This is a genomic window from Streptomyces sp. NPDC014889 (assembly GCF_043081205.1).
In the GTDB taxonomy this organism is placed as follows: Bacteria; Actinomycetota; Actinomycetes; order Streptomycetales; family Streptomycetaceae; genus Streptomyces.
Genome location: NZ_JBIBWH010000001.1, coordinates 133,724 through 155,847 on the forward strand (window position 1 = coordinate 133,724; position 22,124 = coordinate 155,847).

General features: G+C 73.7%; 20 protein-coding genes, 1 other RNA gene and 2 pseudogenes. 12 read left to right on the forward strand and 11 right to left on the reverse strand.

Annotation, left to right across the window (positions count from 1 at the left end; all coding sequences use genetic code 11):
- Window positions 1-3: 3 nt before the first annotated feature.
- The gene (locus ACF09J_RS00625) at window positions 4-942 is read right to left on the reverse strand and encodes an ABC transporter ATP-binding protein (protein WP_392303182.1); all 939 of its coding nucleotides are present in this window, start codon (window positions 940-942) and stop codon (window positions 4-6) included.
- Window positions 943-1,109: 167 nt separating this feature from the next.
- Between ACF09J_RS00625 and ACF09J_RS00630 the strand changes: the two genes are divergently transcribed.
- Window positions 1,110-1,997: a MaoC/PaaZ C-terminal domain-containing protein gene (locus tag ACF09J_RS00630; protein WP_392303183.1), complete on the forward strand. Its 888-nt coding sequence runs from the start codon at window positions 1,110-1,112 to the stop codon at window positions 1,995-1,997.
- Between the two features lie 29 nt (window positions 1,998-2,026).
- Here the strand turns inward: ACF09J_RS00630 and ACF09J_RS00635 are convergent, their stop codons facing one another.
- Both ACF09J_RS00635 and ACF09J_RS00640 read right to left on the reverse strand, forming a co-directional pair.
- Window positions 2,027-2,182: a hypothetical protein gene (locus ACF09J_RS00635; RefSeq protein WP_392303184.1), complete on the reverse strand. Its 156-nt coding sequence runs from the start codon at window positions 2,180-2,182 to the stop codon at window positions 2,027-2,029.
- 1,090 nt (window positions 2,183-3,272) lie between these two features.
- A pseudogene (locus tag ACF09J_RS00640) lies at window positions 3,273-4,287 on the reverse strand (hypothetical protein); the annotation flags it as partial.
- A gap of 197 nt (window positions 4,288-4,484) precedes the next feature.
- On the opposite strand from ACF09J_RS00640, the gene ACF09J_RS00645 reads away from it, so the two are divergent.
- From ACF09J_RS00645 to ACF09J_RS00655, 3 genes are read left to right on the forward strand one after another with little or no spacing between them, the layout of a single operon-like run.
- The gene (locus tag ACF09J_RS00645) at window positions 4,485-5,354 is read left to right on the forward strand and encodes a Nif3-like dinuclear metal center hexameric protein (RefSeq protein WP_392303185.1); all 870 of its coding nucleotides are present in this window, start codon (window positions 4,485-4,487) and stop codon (window positions 5,352-5,354) included.
- Window positions 5,351-6,094, forward strand: coding sequence for a zinc ribbon domain-containing protein (locus tag ACF09J_RS00650; RefSeq protein WP_392303629.1), 744 nt, complete (start codon window positions 5,351-5,353; stop codon window positions 6,092-6,094). The genes ACF09J_RS00645 and ACF09J_RS00650 overlap by 4 nt, the downstream gene beginning before the upstream one ends.
- A 24-nt stretch (window positions 6,095-6,118) precedes the next feature.
- On the forward strand, window positions 6,119-7,351 hold the full coding sequence (locus ACF09J_RS00655; RefSeq protein ID WP_392303186.1) for a bifunctional RNase H/acid phosphatase: 1,233 nt from the start codon (window positions 6,119-6,121) through the stop codon (window positions 7,349-7,351).
- A gap of 23 nt (window positions 7,352-7,374) precedes the next feature.
- Here ACF09J_RS00655 and yaaA read toward each other — a convergent pair whose 3' ends face one another.
- Genes yaaA through ACF09J_RS00670 form a run of 3 tightly spaced genes read right to left on the reverse strand, consistent with a single transcriptional unit; the run spans window position 7,375 to window position 9,622 of the window.
- Window positions 7,375-8,175, reverse strand: a complete 801-nt coding sequence (gene yaaA / locus ACF09J_RS00660) for a peroxide stress protein YaaA (RefSeq protein ID WP_392303187.1) — start codon at window positions 8,173-8,175, stop codon at window positions 7,375-7,377.
- Window positions 8,176-8,180: 5 nt separating this feature from the next.
- Window positions 8,181-8,834, reverse strand: coding sequence for a hypothetical protein (locus tag ACF09J_RS00665; protein WP_392303188.1), 654 nt, complete (start codon window positions 8,832-8,834; stop codon window positions 8,181-8,183).
- Window positions 8,831-9,622 (reverse strand): MerR family transcriptional regulator, encoded by a 792-nt coding sequence (locus ACF09J_RS00670; protein WP_392303189.1) that lies wholly within the window; start codon window positions 9,620-9,622, stop codon window positions 8,831-8,833. The genes ACF09J_RS00665 and ACF09J_RS00670 overlap by 4 nt, the downstream gene beginning before the upstream one ends.
- 117 nt (window positions 9,623-9,739) lie before the next feature.
- Here ACF09J_RS00670 and rnpB point away from each other — a divergent pair.
- The 6 genes from rnpB (at window position 9,740) to ACF09J_RS00700 (ending at window position 15,498) form a co-directional block, all read left to right on the forward strand.
- Window positions 9,740-10,144, forward strand: an RNA gene (gene rnpB / locus ACF09J_RS00675) — RNase P RNA component class A.
- A 758-nt stretch (window positions 10,145-10,902) separates the two neighbouring features.
- Window positions 10,903-12,693: a sensor histidine kinase gene (locus ACF09J_RS00680; protein WP_392303190.1), complete on the forward strand. Its 1,791-nt coding sequence runs from the start codon at window positions 10,903-10,905 to the stop codon at window positions 12,691-12,693.
- 178 nt (window positions 12,694-12,871) lie between these two features.
- Window positions 12,872-13,291, forward strand: coding sequence for a roadblock/LC7 domain-containing protein (locus ACF09J_RS00685; protein WP_392303191.1), 420 nt, complete (start codon window positions 12,872-12,874; stop codon window positions 13,289-13,291).
- A complete protein-coding gene (locus ACF09J_RS00690; RefSeq protein ID WP_392303192.1) occupies window positions 13,288-13,644 on the forward strand; it encodes a DUF742 domain-containing protein in 357 nt (118 codons plus the stop codon). Before ACF09J_RS00685 ends, ACF09J_RS00690 begins: the two co-directional genes overlap by 4 nt.
- Window positions 13,625-14,242: an ATP/GTP-binding protein gene (locus tag ACF09J_RS00695; protein WP_358729578.1), complete on the forward strand. Its 618-nt coding sequence runs from the start codon at window positions 13,625-13,627 to the stop codon at window positions 14,240-14,242. The genes ACF09J_RS00690 and ACF09J_RS00695 overlap by 20 nt, the downstream gene beginning before the upstream one ends.
- Window positions 14,239-15,498, forward strand: a complete 1,260-nt coding sequence (locus ACF09J_RS00700) for a cytochrome P450 (protein ID WP_392303193.1) — start codon at window positions 14,239-14,241, stop codon at window positions 15,496-15,498. The genes ACF09J_RS00695 and ACF09J_RS00700 overlap by 4 nt, the downstream gene beginning before the upstream one ends.
- 72 nt (window positions 15,499-15,570) lie before the next feature.
- On the opposite strand, the gene ACF09J_RS00705 is transcribed toward ACF09J_RS00700, so the two are convergent.
- The 4 genes from ACF09J_RS00705 to ACF09J_RS00720 all read right to left on the reverse strand — a co-directional run bounded on the left by ACF09J_RS00705 (window position 15,571) and on the right by ACF09J_RS00720 (window position 18,517).
- Window positions 15,571-16,797: a cytochrome P450 gene (locus tag ACF09J_RS00705; RefSeq protein ID WP_392303194.1), complete on the reverse strand. Its 1,227-nt coding sequence runs from the start codon at window positions 16,795-16,797 to the stop codon at window positions 15,571-15,573.
- 197 nt (window positions 16,798-16,994) lie between these two features.
- Window positions 16,995-17,444 carry a hypothetical protein gene (locus tag ACF09J_RS00710; protein WP_392303195.1) on the reverse strand — a complete coding sequence of 150 codons (450 nt, stop codon included), beginning with the start codon at window positions 17,442-17,444 and terminating at the stop codon, window positions 16,995-16,997.
- A 76-nt stretch (window positions 17,445-17,520) separates the two neighbouring features.
- Window positions 17,521-17,919, reverse strand: coding sequence for a MazG-like family protein (locus tag ACF09J_RS00715; RefSeq protein ID WP_392303196.1), 399 nt, complete (start codon window positions 17,917-17,919; stop codon window positions 17,521-17,523).
- A gap of 52 nt (window positions 17,920-17,971) precedes the next feature.
- The gene (locus tag ACF09J_RS00720; RefSeq protein ID WP_392303197.1) at window positions 17,972-18,517 is read right to left on the reverse strand and encodes a DoxX family protein; all 546 of its coding nucleotides are present in this window, start codon (window positions 18,515-18,517) and stop codon (window positions 17,972-17,974) included.
- Between the two features lie 150 nt (window positions 18,518-18,667).
- Here ACF09J_RS00720 and ACF09J_RS00725 point away from each other — a divergent pair.
- Both ACF09J_RS00725 and ACF09J_RS00730 read left to right on the forward strand, forming a co-directional pair.
- Window positions 18,668-19,694 (forward strand): annotated as a pseudogene (locus ACF09J_RS00725) (aldo/keto reductase).
- A gap of 127 nt (window positions 19,695-19,821) precedes the next feature.
- A complete protein-coding gene (locus tag ACF09J_RS00730; protein WP_392303198.1) occupies window positions 19,822-21,048 on the forward strand; it encodes a D-alanyl-D-alanine carboxypeptidase family protein in 1,227 nt (408 codons plus the stop codon).
- A 295-nt stretch (window positions 21,049-21,343) separates the two neighbouring features.
- On the opposite strand, the gene ACF09J_RS00735 is transcribed toward ACF09J_RS00730, so the two are convergent.
- Window positions 21,344-22,102, reverse strand: coding sequence for an SDR family oxidoreductase (locus tag ACF09J_RS00735; RefSeq protein WP_392303199.1), 759 nt, complete (start codon window positions 22,100-22,102; stop codon window positions 21,344-21,346).
- Window positions 22,103-22,124: the final 22 nt, after the last annotated feature.

Consider the following 22,124-nt stretch of genomic DNA (forward strand, 5'->3'; position numbering starts at 1 on the left):
GCATCACGCCACCTCCCGTTCGCGTTCCGTGGCCGCCCGCGCGCCCGTCAGCGCCAGGAAGGCGTCGTCCAGCGAGGCCGGCGCGACCTCCAGCCCGCGTACGGCGCCCAGTCCGGCCAGGGCGATCACGGTCGCGTCCGGGTCGTCGGTGCGCAGCCGCGCCCGGTCCCCGCGGACCTCGACGGACCGCACGCCGGGCAGGAGTTCCAGGCCGTCGGCGCCCCGCCCGGCCAGGTCGAAGGCGACCAGGCCGCCGCCCGCCGCGCGCCGCAGCTCCTCGCCGGTGCCGTCTGCGACGATCCGACCGTGGTCCAGGACGAGGATGCGGTCGGCGTGGGCGTCGGCCTCCTCCAGGTAGTGCGTGGAGAACAGCACCGTGCGACCGCTGCGCGCGTAGGTCCCCATCGCCTCCCAGAAGGAGAGGCGGGCCTCCACGTCCAGGGCCGCCGTCGGCTCGTCCAGCACCAGCAGCGCGGGGCCGCCGGCCACCGCGACCGCGAACCGCACCCGCTGGGTCTGGCCGCCGGAGAGCCGGTCCACCCGGCGTCCGTCCAGGTGAGCGATCCCGGCCAGCTCCAGGGCGCGCGCGACGGACAGCGGCGCCGGGTACCGTCCGGCCACGAAGGTCACCAGCTCGCGGACGGTGACCCGGGGCACCGCCCGCGCGTCCTGGAGCATGGCCCCGACCAGACCGGCGCGCACCGCACGCTCGGGCGGCCCGCCGAACAGCTCGACCCTGCCCTCGTCGGGCGGATGCAGGCCGAGCAGCAGGGAGATCACGGTGGACTTCCCGGCGCCGTTGAGGCCGAGCAGGGCGACCGTCTCGCCCCGCTCGATGGTGAGGTCGACGCCGTCGACGGCGCGCACCGCGCCGAAGGACTTGACCGCCCGTGTGAAGGACACGGCACGTTCCGTCCGTGTCATGTCTACGACTTGTGTCATGTCTACGACGCTACGAACTCCCGTGCCTCGCCCGGCAGATGCGCTTGTACGGACTCCGGCAGGACAAATGTCACGGCCGGCGGGCGCACCGCGTGCACCTGACGCGGTGTCTGGATCTGTCTGGATCCTTCCCAGCCGAAGGGCGCTGGGCTAGATTCTGGAAGCCCATGCCCATCGACGCAGCCGAGGCCCTCGCGGCCGGACCCCGTACCGGTGAGATCTCCTGGACTCCCCGGGACGTCCTGCTCTACCACCTCGGCATCGGCGCGGGCCTGCCCGCCACCGACCCCGCCGAGCTGCGCTACACCCTGGAGACGCGGCTGCACGTCCTGCCGAGCTTCGCCACCGTCGCCGGTGGCGGACCGCCCGGTGTGATCGGCGGCCTGTCCATGCCCGGCGTCGACGTCGACCTCGCTCGCGTCCTGCACGGCGGCCAGTCGCTGACCGTGCACCGCCCCCTTCCCGTGGCGGGCGCCGCCACCGCCACCAGCCGTATCGCCGCCGTCTACGACAAGGGCACGGCGGCCGTCCTGGTCATGCGCACCGAGGTCGCCGACGGCGACGGCCCCCTGTGGGCCGGTGACGCGGAGATCTTCGTCCGGGGCGAGGGCGGCTGGGGCGGCGACCGCGGTCCCTCCGCCCGCACCGCCGCGCCGGCCGGCGAGCCGGATCGCACCGTCGAGCGGACGGTCCGCGAGGACCAGGCCCTGCTCTACCGCCTGAGCGGCGACTACAACCCGCTGCACGCCGACCCGGAGTTCGCCCGGCGCGCCGGCTTCGACCGGCCCATCCTGCAGGGGCTGTGCACCTACGGCATGACCCTGAAGGCAGTCGTCGACACACTCCTCGACGGGGACGTGACCCGCGTACGGTCCTGGTCCACGCGCTTCGCCGGGGTGGTGTACCCGGGCGAGCCCCTGCGCGTCCGCATGTGGCGGCGGGACGGCGGGGCCCTGGTGGCGGTGAGCGCCGTCGAGCGGGACGACGCGCCGGTGCTGACCGGCACGGTCGCCTTCGACGCCCCGGTACGCGAAACGGCCCCGCCCGTCTGCTGACGGGCGGAGCCGCGGCGTTCGACGTGCCGTCAGGCCGCCGATTCGTTCTGCTCGGCGGGCCTGCGGTGGCGGCCGCTGGGTGCGGACTCACCGTCGCCGGCCGAAACCGGACCCCGGTGCTTGCCGTGAGCCGCGGACTCTTCGACGTCGGCGGCGGAGCGCTGGGTCGTGCTGGCGTCGTTCATCGGAAGAAATTCACCCCGTCAACAATGATCTTTCGTACTGCCCGGCGAGTCTAACCGGCACACCTCGGGCCGAATCCAGGCGGCCACGCCAACCGGCACTACTTCGTTACAAGCCGTCCCAGAGGCGCCTGTTGAAGCGGAACGGGACGGTTGGCGAGGGGAACCGGATGCCCGGATTCCGGGGTGGGAGAGGATGCGGGGGAGGAGTCGGGGCCGGGGTGCGGGCCAGGGGCAAGGGCGTCGTGCGGGCCGGCTTCAGGGACGGGACAGGGCCATCCGGTTTCGGGTGTGGCGTACAGGGCGGCCTGGGTCGCGGGGTGGGGTTCTGAGCCGGGCCGGATGAGGAGCCCGGTTCCGAGGGTGGCGTGAGTCCTGGTTCCGGGGGCGAGGTGCTGGTGCGGGGCGACGTCGCGCGGGGCGGGGGACCCGCTTTCGGGCCCGATGGGGGGCTTGGCGCCGGACTCGAGTGTGGGGCGGGGCCCGGGTTCGCATCCGGTGTGGGGCCCGGCCGCCTGGGGCGCGGTTTCGGGGCGAGTGTGGGGTCCGGCGTCGGGCGCGGTGTGGGGTCCGGCTTCGGGCCCGGCCCCGGGAGTGACGTGGGGTTCGGCCGGGGGTGCGGCTCCTGGTCCGGATTCGGGCCCGGGCCCGAGTGTGGTGTGACGTTCCGCTTCGGGGCGGGCTTGCGGTCCGGTTCCGTGGGCGGCGCAGGGCCCGGGTTCGGTGGGCGGTCCGGGTACGGCTCGCGGCCCGGGTACGGCGGGCGCGGGTGGTACGAACCCGACTCGCGGTCCGGGCCAGGACTCGGATGCGAGGTGTGGTTCCGCCTGGAGTGCGGATTCGGGCCCGGCCTCGGGTGTCGCCCGGCGTTCCGGTTCGGGGCCGGCGAGCGGGCCGGTGCCGGGCGGGGCGCAAAGCCCCGGTACGGCGCGCGGTCCCGGTACGGAGGGTGGGCCGAACCCGGCTCGCGGGCCGGACTCGGTTCCGGGGCGCGGGACCGGTGCCGTGCCCCGGTCGGGCACGTCAGGCGGCGCGTGGAGTGGGGCGCGTGCCCCCTCCGGCTCCGGTGCCGGCACCGACTGCCTCGTCGGAGACGTCCACCGCGCCACACCGCACGGCACCGCGCTCGTGGCGTAGGGCAGACGGAGCACTCCGTCGTCGGTCCACAGACCGGACCCGGCCAGCCAGCCCTCGGGGGCCGGAAGATGACGTACCTGACGCTCGGCGGGCCGCCACACGGCCACCCAGCTGCCCGATGCGCCGTCGCAGCGCAGCGCCACCCCGCACTGCTCGGGGGTGAGCACCTGCCCCGGCTGGATCGCGAACGGCGTCACCACGCAGTCCGGCAGCCGCAGGCACTCCGGGAAGCGCACCGGCCGCGTGCTGCCCAGCACGCCCCAGCCCAGCCGCTGCCGCCCGGGCGAGGGGGCGTCCGAGCGGATCAGCAGCAGTCCGCTGTCGGGGTCGGCGAGCAGCAGCCGGTCGTCGCTGCCGGCGGCGATCTGGAGCAGCGGCGACGTCTCGCCGCCGCACTCCAGGTCCACCACCACCGCCTTGGTGCGCCCGCCGCTCTCCCGGTCCAGGGCCAGCATCCGCCCGCCACGGTCCAGCCAGACCCCGCCCGAGCAGCGGCCCGGCACCTCGGCCAGGTGCTCGGGCCCGAAGGCGCCGCCCACCACCAGCCACACCGCCGAGGACCGCAGGCCCACGGCGAGCGCGTAGGCCCGCTCGCCGCCGGGCGCCGGGGGCAGCAGCCGCAGCCCGGTGCCCTCGGGGCACTCGATGGCGCCGAGCGGCAGCTCACCTGTGCCCGGCCCGGTCGGGTACAGCAGCGAGAAGGTGTGCCGGCCGTCCACCAACCGCCGGATCAGCACCCGGCCGTCGCCCATCGGCAGCACCTCCGTGCCGCGCTCCTCGGGCTGGTTGCCGGGCAGCGGCACCGCGTACGGCTCGGGGCCGTCCAGCGTCCAGCGCTCCGGGTACAAGGAGTCGCCGCTGCCCGCGAGCCGGGCGGCGTAGGCCCCGTCCACCGTGATCGTGCAGCCCGCCCGCGGGGTACCGTCGTCCTCCTCGCCGGCCGCCGAAGTCTCGACAATGCAGGCTGTCATCGTTCGGTCACCTCCTGCCAGGACGGTAGTTTTCCTACACACACCGGGCGGACCGGCGGGCGACTGCTTCACACATACGGGTGGCCGAAAAACGATTCGCCTGAGGAAACCGGACTGATGTGCTGGACGGCCCCGGTTCGGACGGGGGGCGGCGGCACCGGTTCTGCCGCGGCGAACACCCAGGTAGCCTTGCACCCGTGCCCCGTCTGTCTGAAGTCATCGCCGCGCTGGAGAACCTGTGGCCCGCCGAGCGGGCCGAGTCCTGGGACGCGGTCGGCACCGTCGTGGGCGATCCCGAGCAGGAGGTCGGCCGGGTCCTGTTCGCCGTCGACCCGGTCCAGGAGATCGCCGACGAGGCGGTGAAGCTGGGCGCCGACCTGCTGGTCACCCACCACCCCCTCTACCTGCGCGGCACGACGACCGTCGCGGCCTCCACCTTCAAGGGCCGCGTGGTGCACACCCTGATCAAGAACGACGTCGCTCTGCACGTGGCCCACACCAACGCGGACACCGCCGACCCGGGCGTCTCGGACGCGCTGGCCGGCGCCCTCGACCTCCGGGTCGTACGCCCCCTGGTGCCCGACGCCACCGACCCGGAGGGCCGACGGGGCTTGGGCAGGGTCTGCGAGCTGGACCACCCGCTGACCGTGCGCGAACTCGCCGCCCGCGCCGCCGAGCGGCTGCCCGGCACCGCGCAGGGCGTCCGCGTGGCCGGCGACCCGGAGGCCGTCGTCCGCACGGTCGCCGTCAGCGGCGGCTCGGGCGACAGCCTCTTCGACCACGTACGGGCGGCGGGCGTCGACGCCTTCCTCACCGCGGACCTGCGCCACCATCCGGCCTCCGAGTTCATCGCGGACCGCGCCCGCAGTCCCCTCGCGCTGCTCGACGCGGCGCACTGGGCCACCGAGTGGCCCTGGTGCGAGCTGGCCGCAGCCCAGCTCGACGAGATCTCCGACCGGCACGGATGGGGCCTGCGCGTCCACGTCTCCACGACGGTCACCGACCCCTGGACCGCCCACGCGGCGTCCACCACCGCCACTTCTAGCGACATGGGAGCCCCCAACTGAACGCCGCGCCCGCCGACCAGATCCGACTTCTCGACGTCCAGGCCCTCGACGTCCGCCTCCAGCAGCTGGCGCACAAGCGGAAGTCGCTGCCCGAGCACGCCGAGATCGAGTCGCTGAACCGGGACCTCGCGCAGCTGCGCGACCTCCTGGTGGCCGCGCAGACCGAGGAGAGCGACTGCGCCCGCGAGCAGACCAAGGCCGAGCAGGACGTGGACCAGGTGCGCAAGCGTGCCGCCCGTGACCAGCAGCGCCTGGACTCCGGCGCGATCACCTCGCCCAAGGACCTGTCGAACCTCCAGCACGAGATCGTGTCCCTCGCCAAGCGGCAGGGCGACCTGGAGGACGTCGTCCTGGAGGTCATGGAGCGCCGCGAGTCCGCGCAGGAGCGGGTCGCCGAACTGACCGGGCGCGTCGCCTCCGTCCAGGCCAAGGCCGACGACGCGACCGCGCGCCGGGACGCGGCCTTCGAGGAGATCGACGGCGAGGTGGCGTCCGTGACGAAGGAGCGCGAGGTCATCGCCGCCGCCGTACCCGCGGACCTGCTGAAGCTCTACGACAAGCTGCGCGGGCAGCAGGGCGGCATCGGCGCGGCCAAGCTGTACCAGCGCACCTGCCAGGGCTGCCGCCAGGAGCTCGCCATCACCGAGCTGAGCGAGATCCGCGCGGCCGCCCCCGACACGGTCGTCCGCTGCGAGAACTGCCGCCGCATCCTGGTGCGCACCGCCGAGTCCGGTCTGTAGCCGGGTCTGCAAGGAGTAAGCGGCGTGCGGGAGTTCATCGTCGAGGCCGACGGCGGGTCACGGGGCAATCCGGGGCCCGCGGGCTACGGGGCGGTGGTGCTCGACCCGGCGACGGGGGAGACCCTGGCTGAGCACGCCGAGTACCTCGGGGTGGCCACGAACAACGTGGCCGAGTACCGGGGCCTGCTCGCCGGACTGCGCGCCGCGCACGCGCTGGACCCGGCGGCGGCCGTGCACGTCCGCATGGACTCCAAGCTCGTCGTCGAGCAGATGTCGGGCCGCTGGAAGATCAAGCACCCCGACCTGAAACCGCTGGCGGCGACGGCTTCCCGGGTGTTCCCGGCCGACCGGGTCACGTACGAGTGGATCCCGCGCGAGCGCAACAAGCACGCCGACCGCCTGGCCAACGAGGCGATGGACGCGGGCGCGCGCGGCGAACAGTGGTCCGGGCCGTCCGCGGACACCCTGACCGTCCCGAGCCCGAGCCCCAGCACCGACAGCGGCGAGGGCGCAGACGTCCGGGCGGCGCGCGCCACCGCCGGCGGGGCCGCTTCCGGTGCCGGAACCGGCGTCGGTGCGGGGGCCGAGGGGGCGGCAGCGGTCGCCACACCCGGCTGGGCGCCCGCCGATCTGGGCGCGCCCGCCACCTTCGTACTGCTGCGGCACGGGGAGACGCCGCTGACGCCGCAGAAGCGTTTCTCGGGCAGCGGCGGCACCGATCCGTCGCTCTCCGGCGTGGGCCGCGAGCAGGCCGAGAAGGTCGCGGCGGCGCTCGCCCGGCGCGGCACCGTCCAGGCCGTCGTGTCCTCGCCGCTCGCCCGCACCCGCGAGACCGCCGGCATCGTCGCCGCCCGCCTCGGCCTCGACGTGACCGTGGAGGAAGGGCTGCGCGAGACCGACTTCGGCGCCTGGGAGGGGCTCACGTTCGGCGAGGTGCGCGAGCGCTACCCGGACGACCTGAACGCCTGGCTGGCCTCCCCGGACGCCGCGCCCACCGGCGGCGGCGAGAGCTTCGCGACCACCGCGGTCCGGATCGCCGCCACCCGGGACAAGCTGGTCGCCGCCCACGCGGGCCGCACGGTGCTGCTCGTCACGCACGTCACCCCGATCAAGACGTTCGTCCAACTGGCCCTCGGCGCCCCGCCGGAGTCCCTGTTCCGCATGGAGCTGTCGGCGGCGTCCCTGTCGGCGGTGGCGTACTACGCGGACGGCAACGCGAGCGTCCGCCTGTTCAACGACACGTCCCACCTGCGCTGACCGGCGCCACCGCCGCCCGCGCGTCAGTGGATCTCCGTCACCACCACGTCCAGCGCCCACGGCCGCCCCGCCTTCCCCGGCGGCTCCGCCTCCACCACGTACCCGAGGTCCCGCAGCGCCTCGACCAGCCCCGCCGGGTCCTTCGGAGCGGCGGCCCCGGCCAGCAGGGCGCGTACGATCCGGCCCTTGGTCGCCTTGTTGAAGTGGCTGACCACGGACCGCTTCTCCACCCCGTCCACGACCTGGGAGTGCAGCACCCGCACGGTCGCCGTCCGGTCCGCGACCTCCCCCTTCGGCTTCCACGCCGCCGCGTACGCCGAGGACCGCAGGTCAAGCACCAGCCCGTCACCGGCCGCCTCGGGCAGCACCGAGGCCATCGGCGTACGCCAGTACGCGGCCAGCGCGCCGAGGCCGGGCAGCTTCACGCCCATCGAGCAGCGGTAGGAGGGGATCCGGTCGGTCACCCGGACCGCGCCCCACAGCCCCGAGAAGACCAGCAGCGAGCGTGCGGCGCGCCGCTTGGCCGACGGGTCGAGGGAGGCGAGGTCCAGGGCGTCGTAGAGCACACCGGTGTAGATCTCCCCGGCGGGCCGCGTGCCTGCTGTGCGCAGCCCCGCGTTCTTGGCGATCTCGCCGCGCAGGCCCTCGCTCAGCCCGAGCACCTCGCGGGCCTTCTCCTCGTCCCCGGTGCACAGCTCGACCAGTTCCGTCAGCACCGTCTCGCGGGCGGCGGCCAGCCCCGGCAGCGACAGCGACTCGGGCCTCAGCGGGGCGCCGCGGCCGGCGGCGGCCTTGCCTTCGGACGGGGGCAGCAGCACAAGCACGGGGGTTACTCCTTCGGATAGCGCTCCGCGCCAGCGTACGGCGTGCCGCCCAGGGGCCCCCGCCCCGCGTCCGCAGCCGTCGTCGCCCGCGTGAGCTCCTGTACGAGCGCACCGGCGTCCTCGGCGTGGAACCGCACGAGCCGCACCGGCCTGCGCCTGCCGAGGAGGGTGACGTGCTCGACGGGCGCGGTCAGTTCGAGGGTGACGGAGGTCTGCGAGCCGACGGGCAGGTTCAGCTCGCCCTCGGCCCGCTCGTGCGTGGTGCGCGTCTCGCGGCGCGTGGAGGCGATCCGGTCCAGCGGGACGCGCAGATCGACGTGGGCGGCCTGCCGTATGCGCAGATGGTCCGCGTCCAGCACATGCGGCCGGACCACCGTGGCCGCGTGCAGGGCCACGACGAGGACGACGGCGTACACGTCGAGGAGCAGCACCACCGTGTGCACGGCCGGCCAGTTCCGCAGCAGGACGGACATCGTCACGGTCTCGGTCACGCAGACGAACGCCAGCCCGGCCATGACGGGGCCCTGACCACGGGCATACCCGAAGGCCTGCCCGCCGCCGGCGCCGTGGGTGCGGCGCGTCACCCACAGGACCAGGCCGGTCAGCAGCCGCAGCTCGTGCCGGGCGAGGCGGGCCGCCGCCCGCGCCGCGGCCCTCACCGCCGTCCCTCCGAGAGGATCCGCAGGGCCTGCCGGACCGCCTCGGCCTGGGCCGGTGCGAAGTCCGCGTAGAGGGCGCGCAGGAATCCGTGGCTCTCGTCGGGCCCCGCGCCCTCCGGCAGGACGGCGCAGGCCTCCCGCGGCAGCATGTCGCGCGGCACGCACCCGGCGATCACGCGGGCCGCCTCCGCGATCCGCGGATCCCGCGGACTCGCCTCGGCGTCCACGTCGGCGAGCGCGTCCAGCAGGGCGTAGGCCTCCGCCGCCCGCGCGGCCCCCTCCGGCGAGCCGAAGGCCGCGCTCATGGCGCCCATCGTCCGCTCCCAGTCCGCGGGTGCCGCGGCCGTCTCCAGCAGGGCGAGGATCTCGCGGTCCTTGGCGGCCGCCGGGGAACCGGACAGCCCGGCCCCCGCCGTGGCGAACAGGGCGGCCAGCTCGGGGGAGACCGGCCCCTCCGCGGGCAGCTCCCCCACGTCGAGCAGGGCACGCAGCCGGGCCCTGCGGTCCCGGATCGCCGCCTCCTGCCGCGCCAGGTCGGCGTCGAGTTCCTCGAGCACCTCGGCGAGATCCTTCCCGGCGTCGTCCGCGAGCACGTCCCGTACTTCCGCCAGTCCGAGCCCCAGCTCGGTCAGCCGCCGGATCCGGGCCAGTGCGACGGCGTGCCGCAGGCCGTAGTGCCGGTAGCCGTTGGGCCGCCGCTCCGGCTCCGGCAGCAGCCCCAGGTGGTGGTAGTGCCGCACGGTCCGCGTCGTGACACCGACGGCCGCGGCGAGTTCTCCGATCCGCATGCGACCAGTACAGACGTTGACGCCACGTGAAGGTCAAGCGCGGGGTGCGGCGCCTGACCACTGCCCGATGGGAGACGGCGCGGCCCGCGCGACCGGTACGATGGTGCCCACGGCAGACGAGCCGGGCGGGCGGCCGCGTGGAGTTCCCCTCACGGGGGCTTCCCGAGGAACGTCCGGGCTCCACAGGGCAGGGTGGTGGCTAACGGCCACCCGGGGTGACCCGCGGGACAGTGCCACAGAAAGCAGACCGCCGGGGATCTCGGTCCTCGGTAAGGGTGAAACGGTGGTGTAAGAGACCACCAGTGCCCAGGGTGACCTGGGCAGCTAGGTAAACCCCACCTGGAGCAAGGTCAAAAGGAAACACCCCGGTGTTTCTGCGCGGACGTTCGAGGGCTGCCCGCCCGAGTCCGCGGGTGGACCGCACGAGGCCGGCGGCAACGCCGGCCCTAGATGGATGGCCGTCGCCCCGGGCTCCGCGAGGAACCCGGGGAACAGAACCCGGCGTACAGCCCGACTCGTCTGCCGCTCTCCCTCGCGTATTGTCCGCCGCAGCAGTACCCGGCCTCCCTGGGTCGGCCGTATGCGAGCCGGGGCCGATATGGCGCCGGCGGGCGGATTCCGGCAGGTCAACCGGCATCGGTACGGGTGACCGTGGGGAAGACCGCTGTCCGGGGAGGTCGGTGTCCGCTTCCTCCTTCGCGAGGCCGACTGGACCGTCGACGACCTCGAAGAGCACCTGAAGCAGCACCGTCCACGAGGCTCTCACCGCCGGCCCCGGTGTGCGGCTGCTGGCCCTGGCAGAGGCTGTCGAGCGATCTCGCCGTTATCGGGGCCCATCGGCAGGACGTCAGCCGGATGGGCTCCGAGGGTGCCTTGCCCGCCGGTTTACAGCGACCCCGGAACTCAGAGTTCAGCTTCGAGTGGCGTGTGGTTGGCTGGAAAGCGGCTGTAGGTGACCGGAGTTGACGCGTGAGCAGCGATCTTTTTTGCAATTTTGACACTCCGTCAGCACATTTGGCGGCCTGCCCTTGTGCGTCAGTGCGGGTGGGACGGCGTCATCTCCCTTACCACGGGCGGGCGTTCAGGCGGTCGGTTCGCGACGAACTTGGGTCAGTGGCGGAGTGGGCGATTAGTCAGATCTTCTCGCGCAGAAGGATGGCTAGCATGAGCCAGTACCCGGTCGGAAGATCGTCGTCCTCTTGGCGACCCATCTCCGGCCCGCGGCCGCCGTGAGCCGGCTGCCCCGTTTCTTCTGATCTCATGGACCGAGGGACCGCGGAATGTCAGTGCCTGCACCGCCCAGTCAGCACCGGTCGGCGAAGGCGCCGCACACCTCGCCGGCCGCGCCCCTCGCCGTACTGGTGGTGGCCGCCGCGGGCGGCGGTGCGGCCGTCGCCCTCGCGCCCTCCGGCGCCCGCACCTGGGCGCTGACCGTCGCGGCGGTCGCCTGGGTGTGCGTGGCCGTGACCGTCCTCGTCAGCCGCCGGCTCATCCACCGGGCCCGGCGCGCGGCCGCCGCGCAGGCCGCGGAGACCGGCCGTCTCAAGGCGCAGTCCGCGCAGCTCTCGGCGGAGACCGCGCACCTGGTCAACGTGACCCTGCCCGCCGTGGCCAAGCAGCTGAGGGACGGCGCGAGCGCGGACGACGCGGTGGGCAGCGTGCCGCCGCCGTCCGAACCCCAACTCGGCCGGATCGTGCACACCTTCGCCGCCGCCGTCGAGGAGGGCGTGCGGCGCGCGGCCTCCCTCGACGACGAGCGCCGGCAGGCCCGGCAGGAGCTGGCCGAGGCCACCACCGCGCTGGAGCGGCTGGAGCAGGAGACACTGCCCGCCGCGGTCGCCCGGCTGCGCGACGGCCAGTCCGCCGACACGGTGCTCGCCGAACTCGACCTGCCGCGGCTGCCCGTGGTGCGCACCCCCACCGAGTCGTTCGTCCGCGAACTCGCCCACAGCGAGCGGCGCGCCGCCGCGGCCCAGGCCGCCTCCGCCAAGGCGCTCAGCCGCGTCCAGGCCAAGTCCGTCAGCATGCTCGCCGACCTGCGGGAGATGCAGGAACGCCACGGCGAGGAGGTCTTCGGCGACCTGCTCAAGCTGGACCACAGCACCTCCCAGCTCGGCCTGATGACCGACCGGCTGGCACTCCTCATGGGCGGCCGGTCCAGCCGGGCCTGGAACAAGCCGATCGTGATGGAGAGCATCCTGCGCGGCGCCGTCGGCCGTATCGCCGCCTACCAGCGGGTGCGCCTGCACTGCTCCACCACCGCCGCGATCTCCGGCTTCGCCGCCGAGGGCGTCATGCACCTGCTCGCCGAGTTGATGGACAACGCCGCGAACTTCTCCCCGCCCATCGACGAGGTGCACGTCTACGTCGAGGACCGTGCCGCCGGCATGGTCGTCACCATCGAGGACAGCGGTCTGAAGATGGCCGACGCGGCGATGCGCCGCGCCGAGGAGGCGGTGTCCGGACGCATGACCGACCTCGCCTCGCTCCAGGGCACCCGGCTCGGACTCGCCGTGGTCGGACGGCTGGCGGGGAAGTACGGCATCAGCGTCAACTACCGGCCCTCCTCGCGCGGCGGCACCGGCGTCGTCGTCCTGCTGCCCCCGCAACTGCTCGCCCAGCAGCGCGAGTTGCTCCCGCGCGAGACCAGCGGCCGTCCCGCCGCGGGAACCGCGCCCACGCCCGGTCCCGCCCCCGCCGTGGCGCCCGCCCCGGCCCCGGCGCCCGAGGCCCCCTCGCGCCCCGGCGTCCCGGAGCGGCCCGCCGTCCGGCCGGAGCTGCCCGAACAGGGACGGCCCCGGCGTGCCGGCGGCGCCACGCCGAACGGCCTGCCCGTCCGCGCCCCCGGCCGCACCATGGCCGAGGCCGAACGGGAGCGCGAGCAGCGCCGGTCGGCGTCCGAGGCGACCACCGGCCCGGCCTCCGGCACGGCGTCCGAGGCGGCCGACGGAGCCCGCCCGGCACGCGACGCCGGTTCACGGTTCGGCGCCTTCCACCGCGGGCGCCGCTCCGCGGGCGGCACCGCAGGCTCGGACGCCCGGCCCGAGTCCGAGCCGCCGGCCGCCCCCTAGTGCCGTGCCGGGCGTCGCGAGCCGGTGAACCTGTCCGGTCGCAGCACCAGTGCTGTGGCCGCCGCCCCCTTCCCGTACGGCGCCCGGGGCGTCGACGCCCACGTCCCGCTCGATTTCCCGAGATTGGAGGAACGGGCCGGTGACCGGTCGAACCGGGCACCACCGTCCCATCACCATCATGCAGACCACAGACAACAGCCTCACCTGGCTGCTCCGGAGCCTTCTGGAGCGCACCCCCGGCACCCGGCACGCCCTCGCCCTGTCCCGGGACGGCCTCAAGCTGTGCTGGACCGAACACCTGGCCCTCGACCAGGCCGACCAACTGGCCGCGATCTGCTCCGGCATCCAGGCCCTCGCCCAAGGCGCGTCCATGGAGTTCGGCGACGGCAGCGGCGGCGTCCGGCAGTCCATGACCGAGTTCCACGGCGGCCTGCTGTTCATCGTGGAGGCCGGCGAGGGAGCGCATCTGGCCGTCCTCGCCGACGAGGACGCCGACCCCGGCGTCGTCGGCCATCAGATGACGGAACTGGTCGAGCAGATCGGCGAGCACCTGCGCGCCCTGCCCCGAGAGCCCGTCCCGGGGAGTGCCGCGTCATGATGCGCAAACCCGTGGACACCGGTGACCCCGACCGGCTCTACACGGTCACGGCCGGCCGCAGCCGCGCCGACGACTCCTTCGACCTGGTCACCCTCATCGTCAGCGAGAGCCGGCCCACCGCGGGAATGCAGTCGGAGCACACCCGGATCCTGGATCTGTGCCAACACCCCACGGCCGTCGTCGAGATCGCCGCGGAGCTGAGACTGCCCATCACGGTGGTGCGGATCCTGCTCGGCGACCTGCTCGACATGGGCCGTATCACCGCCCGCCATCCGCGCGCGGCGCAGTCCGTCGCCTCGCTCCCCGATTCCGCCCTTCTCAAGGAGGTGCTCCATGGGCTCCGCAACCTCTGAGCTGCCCTCCCACCGCACGCCACTGGACGACGCCGCGGAGACCGGCCTGAAGATCGTCATCGTGGGCGGTTTCGGTGTCGGCAAGACCACCCTGGTCCGCTCGGTGAGCGAGATCCGGCCGCTCAACACCGAGGAGGTGATGACGCAGGCCGGCGTCGGCGTCGACGAGACCAGCGCGGTCGCCACGAAGACGACCACGACGGTGGCGTTCGACTTCGGGCGGATCAGCCTCAACGAGCGCATGGTGCTGTACCTGTTCGGCGCTCCGGGCCAGGAGCGCTTCTGGTTCCTGTGGGACCGACTGTTCTCCGGCACCCTGGGCGCCGTCGTGCTCGTGGACACCCGCCGGATGGACGACTCCTGGTACGCGATCGACCGCCTCGAGCACCACAAGACGCCGTTCGTGGTGGCCGTCAACCGGTTCGACGACGACACCGACCGGTATTCCCTCGACGAGATCCGCCAGGCGCTCGCCCTGCCCGAGCACGTGCCGATGCTCGACTGCGACGCGCGGGTCAGGCAGTCCGGCAAGGACGTGCTGATCACCCTCGTGGACCACCTGTACGAACTGGCCATGGCCCAGGAGGCGACACCGTGACCGACTCCTCTTCCGCGCAACCGGCCCCGCCGGGCTGCCCCGCCCACCACCCCGACGCGGTGCGCCTGTCGGGGCTCGAGTACCAGCAGACGCCGTCGCAGCTCTACCGCGCGCTGCGCTGGGAGCACGGCGCGGTCGCGCCGGTGCTGCTCGACGGGGACATCCCGGCCTGGCTGGTGCTCGGCTACTCCGAGGTCACCTACGTGACCAGCCACGACGAGCTGTTCGCGCGGGACTCCCGGCGCTGGAACCAGTGGGACAACATTCCGGCGGACTGGCCGCTGATGCCGTACGTCGGCCATCAGCCGTCGGTGCTGTTCACCGAGGGCGACGAGCACCGGCGGCGGGCCGGGGTGATCACCGAGGCGCTGGAGGGCATCGACCAGTTCGAGCTGGCCCGCAACTGCCAGTTGATCGCCGACCGGCTCATCGCCGACTTCGCGGGGAGCGGGCACGCGGAGCTGATGTCCGGTTACGTGCACGCCCTGCCGATGCGGGCCGTGGTGCAGATGTGCGGGATGCCGACCTCGGGCGAGGACACCCAGCAGCTCGTCGAGGACCTGCGGATCTCGCTGGACGCCGCCGAGGGCGACGACCCCGTGGCCGCGTACGGGCGTGTGGGCGAGCGGCTGCGGCAACTGGTGAAGGACAAGCGGGTCAGCCCGGGCCCGGACGTCACCTCGCGCATGCTGCGGCATCCGGCGGGGCTGACGGACGAGGAGATCGTCCAGGACCTGATCTCGGTGATCGCCGCGGCGCAGCAGCCGACGGCGAACTGGATCTGCAACACGCTGCGACTGCTGCTGACGGACGAGCGGTTCGCCGTGAACGTGTCGGGCGGCCGGCTCAGTGTGGGCGAGGCGCTCAACGAGGCGCTGTGGCTGGACACGCCGACGCAGAACTTCATCGGGCGCTGGGCCGTCCGGGACACGCAGCTCGGCGGGCGGCACATCCGGGCCGGCGACTGCCTGGTGCTGGGTCTCGCCGCGGCCAACACCGACCCGCAGATCTGGCCCGAGTCGCACGTGGGCGCGGAGAACGCCGCGCATCTGTCGTTCAGCAACGGCGAGCACCGCTGCCCCTATCCGGCGCCGCTGCTGGCGGACGTCATGGCGCGTACGGCGGTCGAGACGCTGCTGGAGCGGCTGCCCGACCTGGTCCTCTCGGTGGAGCCGGAGACGCTGACCTGGCGCCCGTCGATCTGGATGCGGGGGCTGACGTCGCTTCCGGTGCGGTTCACGCCGGTGGTGCAGTAGGCGGGCCGATGGGCCCCTGTCCCCTGTCCCTGGAAGGGGCCCATTGCCTCCGCGGTGGTGCGGGTCTGCCGGTCAGGCGCTCACGGGCGTGAACCGCACCGGCAGCCGCTCCGGTCCACGGGTGAAGACGCCCTGCTCGACCGGGTCGAAGCCGTCGGCGAGGCGCAAGTCGGGCATGGCGTCCAGCAGTTGGCTGACGCCGATCTCGACCTCCGCCTTGGCGAGCAGCGCGCCCACGCAGAAGTGCCGGCCGAGCGCGAAGGCGAGGTGGTCGGCGGCGGCGGAGAACGCCGTCGTCGTGGTGAGGTCGTCGCGGAAGATGTCGAAGCGGTCGGGGTCGCGGTAGCGGTTCTCGTCGCGGTTGGCGGCGCCGATCAGGCAGGTGACGGTGACGCCCGCGGGTATGGTGCCGCCGCTGAGCTCCACCTCGGTCGCGGACTGCCGCATGATCATGTGGACGGGCGGGGTGTACCGCAGGGTCTCGGCGAAGGCCCGCGGGATCAGGTCGCGGTCCGCGCGGACGGCGGCGAGCTGGTCGGGGTGGAGCAGCAGGTTCGCGAAGATGCTGGCGATCGCCTTGTCGGTGGTCTCGCCGCCGGCTGCCAGCAGCAGGCTGCAGAACGCCTTGACGTCCTCGTCGCTCATCCGCACGCCGTCGACCTCGGCGGCGCACAGCGTCGACAGCAGGTCGTCGCCCAGGTTCTCGCGGCGCTCGCGGATGATCGGCAGCATGTACTCGGCGAACTCGACGCGGGTCCGCTCGCCCGCCGCGGCCACCTCGGGGTCGCCCGAGAGGTTGCCGAGGAAGGCGATCACGGACGTGTACCAACGGTGGAAGCGCGCGTGGTCGGCCTTGTCGAGGCCCAGCATGTCGGCGATCACGTTGACCGGGAAACGGGTGGCGTAGTCGCCCACCAGGTCGGCGGAGCCGGAGTTCCGGAAGGCGTCGATCAGTTCGCGCGAGTTGCGCTCGATGACGGGCAGGAACTTGTCCTGGAGGTCGGCGCCGCGGAAGGCGGGGGCGACGAGGGCGCGGCGCACGGCGTGCTCACGGCCGCTGAGCTGGAGGATCGTCTTGCCGTGCACCGGCTCGATCTGCCAGTCGTAGTTGTCGGTGGTGAACTCGCCCTTCTTGTCCTTGAAGACGCGTTCGACGTCCTCGTAGCGCGAGATGACGTAACTCTGCGTGGCCTCGTGCCAGATGAGGGGCGCGGTGTCGCGCATCAGACGGTACGCCGGGTAGGGGTCCGCGGCGAACTCGGGCGAGAGGATGTCGGGCACCTGCTGCGCGGTGGACATGGGGCTCCCTCAAAGTGAGTGACTGGCTTACGGCACAAGGTAATTGATCAACTGTCAACCAAGACAGCCCCACTCCCTGCCCAGCCGTCCCACCAGCGCCCCTTGGCCGAAAACGGCCTCTTGGCCCGGCCGGAGCAGCCGGGCCGGGCCGTCGCGTCAGCCCGAACCCGCCCGTGCCCCCGTCGCAGAGCGGGAGCTCACCCCGCGCGACGGCCGGCCAGGGGCGCCCGCCGCGGCCGACCGTCCAGGGGCAGGTGGAAGGACTGGAGGGAATGCCGTGCTCCGCCGGTGTCGAAGCGGTCGGCGACCCTGCCCAGCGGGTTCCGGACACGCCCGTCCGGCATGAGGACGCCGACCGGCTGGCAGAACCGGGCCCGCTGTTCGGCGTCGAGGTCCACCCAGGTCGCACCGGCATGGCGCACCAGCACCTCACCCACGTACGCGCCGAGGCCGAGCAGCGGACCCCGTACGCGCTCGCGCGAAGCACCGCTCTTGCGCATGCCGTCGATCAGGAAGTCGACGATCCGCAGACTCGCCACGGAGTAGTCCAGAGGCAGCCGGCTGCGCTCCGCGAGACGGGCGACCAGGGCGGCCGCGCGCAGGGGCATTCCCGCCGCGTCCCGGTTGCTCTCGTCGGCCTCGGCCATGGAAATTCCACCCTTCGCTTGCCATGGGTGCCTTGACGGGCTCCCTGACCAGCAAGCGGATTCCACCGCCGGAACGTCACGCTCCGCCGGTGCGCGGGCCGCTCGGCCGGCTCTCGCCGCCCGACCCCAGTGAGCGCTGCCTGACCCGGTCCAGGTGCCGGGCGAAGATCTCACGGGCCTGAGGGGTCAGGGTGCGCAGGGCCACCAGGGCGGTGATCACCACGTCGCACAGTTCGGATTCGACGTCGTCCCAGGTGTGGGTGGTGCCCTTGCGCGGGTTCTGGCCGGTCGCGCCGATCACCGCCTGGGCGACCTCGCCGACCTCCTCCGACAGCTTCAGGATCCGCGGCAGCACCGACGCCTCCCGGCTCTCGTCGAGCGGGCGGTGCCCGTCCAGCCAGGCCCACAGGTCGTCGACGGCGGACCAGAGGTCGTCGGGCGGTGCCGGCGCGGTGCCGGGGTGCTGATCGCTCATGCGGCGCAGCCTGCCACGACCCGCCCGTCCCGCTCATCGAAAGCGCCTGTCGCTACTCCTCGAAGAGCACCTCCTGCTCGCCCTCCTTCTCCTGGCGCAGCCGCCGTACGCGCGCGCCCAGGATCACGGACGTCGCCGCGGCCACCGTCGCGAACGCCGCGGGGACCATCCAGCCGCGGTTGACGGCGTGCCCGAGGGCGTGGTCCACGGAGAGCCGGCCGGGGCCCGTGATCGCCAGGCCCGCGGAGGTCAGGCCGAGCGAGGCGGCGTACTCGTAGCCGCCGCTCTGGGCGAAGAAGCCACTGGGCGCGTGCACCGCCGCCGCCCCCGCCATCGCGCCGGCCGCCGCCGCTCCCGCCGCCGGGGTCGCCAGGCCCATGGCCAGCAGCAGACCGCCGCCGGCCTCCGACAGCCCGGCCGCCATCGCGCTCGCCTTCCCCGGCCGGTAGCCCACGGACTCCATGAACCGGCCGGTCCCCTCGATCCCGCCCCCGCCGAACCAGCCCAGCAGCTTCTGCGCTCCGTGCGCCGCCAGCACGCCGCCGGTACCCAGCCGGAGCAGCAGCAGGCCCAGATCACGTCGGTCGTAACAGGTCACGGTGACTCCCCAGGCAGACGGCGGAAGAGCAGCGGCTTCGGACTCCGGGTGTCCACCGTCGCACCGCCCACACCGCGCGGGCCTGTCCTGGGTGCCGTTCGAGTGGCGGCCTTGCCCTCGTGTGCGCTTCAACTCGTAGCGTTCCGGGGCATGGAGACCACCACCTTCACAAGGACACTGGGACGCGACGGGATCGAGGTCAGCGCGCTCGGCTTCGGATGCTGGGCGATCGGCGGTGAGTGGCGGTCGGCGGACGGGCAGCCGCTCGGCTGGGGCACGGTGGACGACGAGGAGTCCGTACGGGCGGTCCGGCGCGCCCTCGACCTCGGCGTCACGTTCTTCGACACGGCCGACGATGGGGGTCCCCCCTGCTCCTTAAGAGCTTGGGGGAGGCTGCGGGCACAGCGAGCGGCTGCTCGGGCGGGCCCTGGGCAAGCGCCGGGACGAGGTCGTCGTCGCCACCAAGTGGGGCAACCTGTTCGACGAGCGCACCCGCACGGCCGACGGCCAGGACGCCACCCCCGAGCACGCGCGCCGCGCGCTCACCGCGTCCCTCGCCCGCCTCGGTACCGACCACGTCGACCTGTACCAGCTGCACATCTCCGACGCCTCTCCCGGCCACGCGGCCGCCCTTCGGGACGCCTGCGAGGAGTTCGTGGCCGAGGGACTGATCCGGGCGTACGCCTGGAGCACGGACGACCCCGACCGCGCGGCCGTCTTCGCCGAGGGCGAGCACTGCGCGGCCGTGCAGCACGCGCTGAACGTGCTCCAGGACGCCCCCGGGATGGTCGCGCTGTGCGAGAAGCAGGACCTCGCGAGCGTGAACCGCAGCCCGCTGGCCATGGGACTGCTCACCGGCAAGCACGCCGGGCGCGCGCCCCTGAAGGCGGGTGACATCCGCAGCCGGCCGCCCGTCTGGCTGAAGGGTTTCGGCGACGGCTCCGGCGCCGACCCGGAGTGGCTGGCCCGGGTCGAGGCGGTGCGCGAGATCCTGACCAGCGGCGGCCGTACGCTCGCGCAGGGCGCCCTGGCCTGGCTGTGGGCGCGCAGCGGGCGGACCGTGCCCATCCCCGGCTTCCGCTCGGTCGCCCAGGCCGAGGAGAACGCGGGCGCCCTCGCCAAGGGCCCACTGACCGCCGCCCAGCTGGCCGAGACCGACCGCATCCTGGTGCGCTGAGCGGGCGGTGAGCGCGACGGCGGCGCAATACGACAGGGCATCGGGTGACTCGTCCTTTGATGATCTTTTGATCAGCCTTTGAGGACATGTCGTGCACGGGCTCAGGATCGCTCTGTACGGTCCCGGGGTGCGTGTTTCCTCTCGGTCCCCCCACCTGTCCCGGCGTTCCCTGCTCACCCTCGCCACGGCCGCCCCGCTGGCCGCCGTGACCGCCACCGGCCCGGCCGTGGCCGCCGTGCCCGCCCGCGCCGGCACCGTGATCGGCGGCGAGCGGCTGGCCCGTACGGAGGTGCAGGTGAGCGGCGCCACCCCACTGCCCGGCCGGCTCACCGCCCGTGCCTGGCTCCTCGCCGACTGGGAGACGGGGCACGTGCTCGCCGCCTACCGCGCGCACCAGCGCCTCGCGCCCGCCTCCACGCTGAAGATGCTGTTCGCGGACACGGTGCTGAGGAAGTTCCACCGCGCCGAGCGGCACACCGTCACCGATGCCGAGCTGGCCGACATCCCCATGGGCTCCAGCCTCGTCGGGATCCAGGCCGGGGCCACCTACACGGTGGAGCAGCTGTGGCAGGGCGTGTTTCTGCGCTCGGGCAACGACGCCGTGCACGTGCTCGCCCACATGAACGGCGGGGTGGCGAAGACGGTCGCCGAGATGCAGGCCAGGGCCCAGGACCTGCAGGCCCTGGACACCCACGTGGTCAGCCCGGACGGCTTCGACCACCCCGGTCAGCTCTCCTCGGCGTACGACCTGACGCTGATCGCCCGGCACGGGCTGCGCAACGCCGACTTCCGCGGCTACTGCGGCACGCGCGCCGCCGACTTCCCGGCCGGCCGGCGCAGGACCTTCGGGATCCAGAACACCGACCGCCTGCTGACCGGAGCGTGGGGCCTGAAGGCGTACCACGGCCTGATCGGGGTGAAGAACGGCTACACCAGCGACGCCGGCAACACCTTCACCGGCGCGGCCGTACGCGGTGGCCGCACCCTGCTGGCCACGGTGCTGAACCCCGCGACCGGCAGCAACGCCGTCTACGAGGAGACCGCCGCCCTGCTCGACTGGGGCTTCGCGCAGGGGAGTTCCGCGCAGCCCGTCGGCACGCTGGTCGAACCGCTGAGCGAGGGCGGGCAGAAGGCGGACCCGGGCGGGAAGAAGGCGGACCCCGGCGCCCGGCCCGTGAAGCGGGCGGCGCCGGCCGCCGCGGGGCCGCCTGGCGCGGCGGCGGACGGCAGCCCCTCGGCCTGGCGGCTGCTGGAAGGCGCGGGCGGGACGGTCGCGCTGCTGACCGGCGGCGTGTGGGCGCTGCGCCGGCGCCGGGCCGCGGCCGCCGCGTCCGGGGGACGCCACCGGCGCTGAGCCGTACGTGCGGCAGCCGTTCCACGCACCGGCGCGTATCCCGCGGTCCCGCCACGAGGTCCCCCCCCGCCCGGTGCCGTGGAACGGCTGCCGCCTCCCTCCCCCGGGATGTGGCTCTGGACCCGGCCGACGGAAGCGCGCTCCTCCATCTGTGAAGCTCCGATGGAGGAGTTGTCGAGCATAGGTGTGCCACCGGCCCCGACGGTGCGGAACTTGGAACTCCGCTTGTGTGGATCGCCCGCCTGCGGCCCGGGTCGCCGCCGATCCCGCGCCGTTCGGGCCCGTTCCGGGCGGCTCAGCCCCGGCCCACGTACGGCATCGTCGTCGCCAGCACGGTCGCGAACTGCACATTCGCCTCCAGCGGCAGCTCCGCCATGTGCCGCACGGTGCGCGCCACGTCGGCGACGTCCATCACGGGTTCCGGGACCACCTCCCCGTTGGCCTGGAGGGCGCCCGACTCCATCCGGGCCGTCATGTCGGTGGCCGCGTTGCCGATGTCGATCTGTCCGACCGCGATCCGGTAAGGCCGCCCGTCCAGGGAGAGCGCCTTGGTCAGGCCGGTCAGGGCGTGCTTGGTCGCGGTGTAGGGCGCCGAGTGGGGCCGGGGCGTGTGCGCCGAGATCGAGCCGTTGTTGATGATCCGGCCGCCCTGCGGGTCCTGCTCCTTCATCCGGCGGTACGCGGCCTGCGCGCAGAGGAAGGCCCCGTTGAGGTTGGTGTCCACCACGTGCCGCCACGCCTCGTAGGACAGGTCCTCCACCGGCACGCCGCCCGGCCCGAAGGTGCCCGCGTTGTTGAACAGCAGGTCGACCCGTCCGAACCGTTCGACGGTGGCGGCGAACAGCGCGTCCACGTCGTCCGGCCGGGCCACGTCGGCGCGTACGGCGAGGGAGGCGGCCCCCGGGGCGAGCGCCGCCGTCTCCCCGAGCGTCCCGGGGCGGCGTCCCGCCAGGGCCACGGACCAGCCCGCGCACAGCAGTTCCACGGCGACGGCCCGCCCGATGCCCGAGCCGGCTCCGGTCACCACCGCGATCTTCGATTGCCTGTCGGTCATGGCACCGGAGCGTACGAGGACG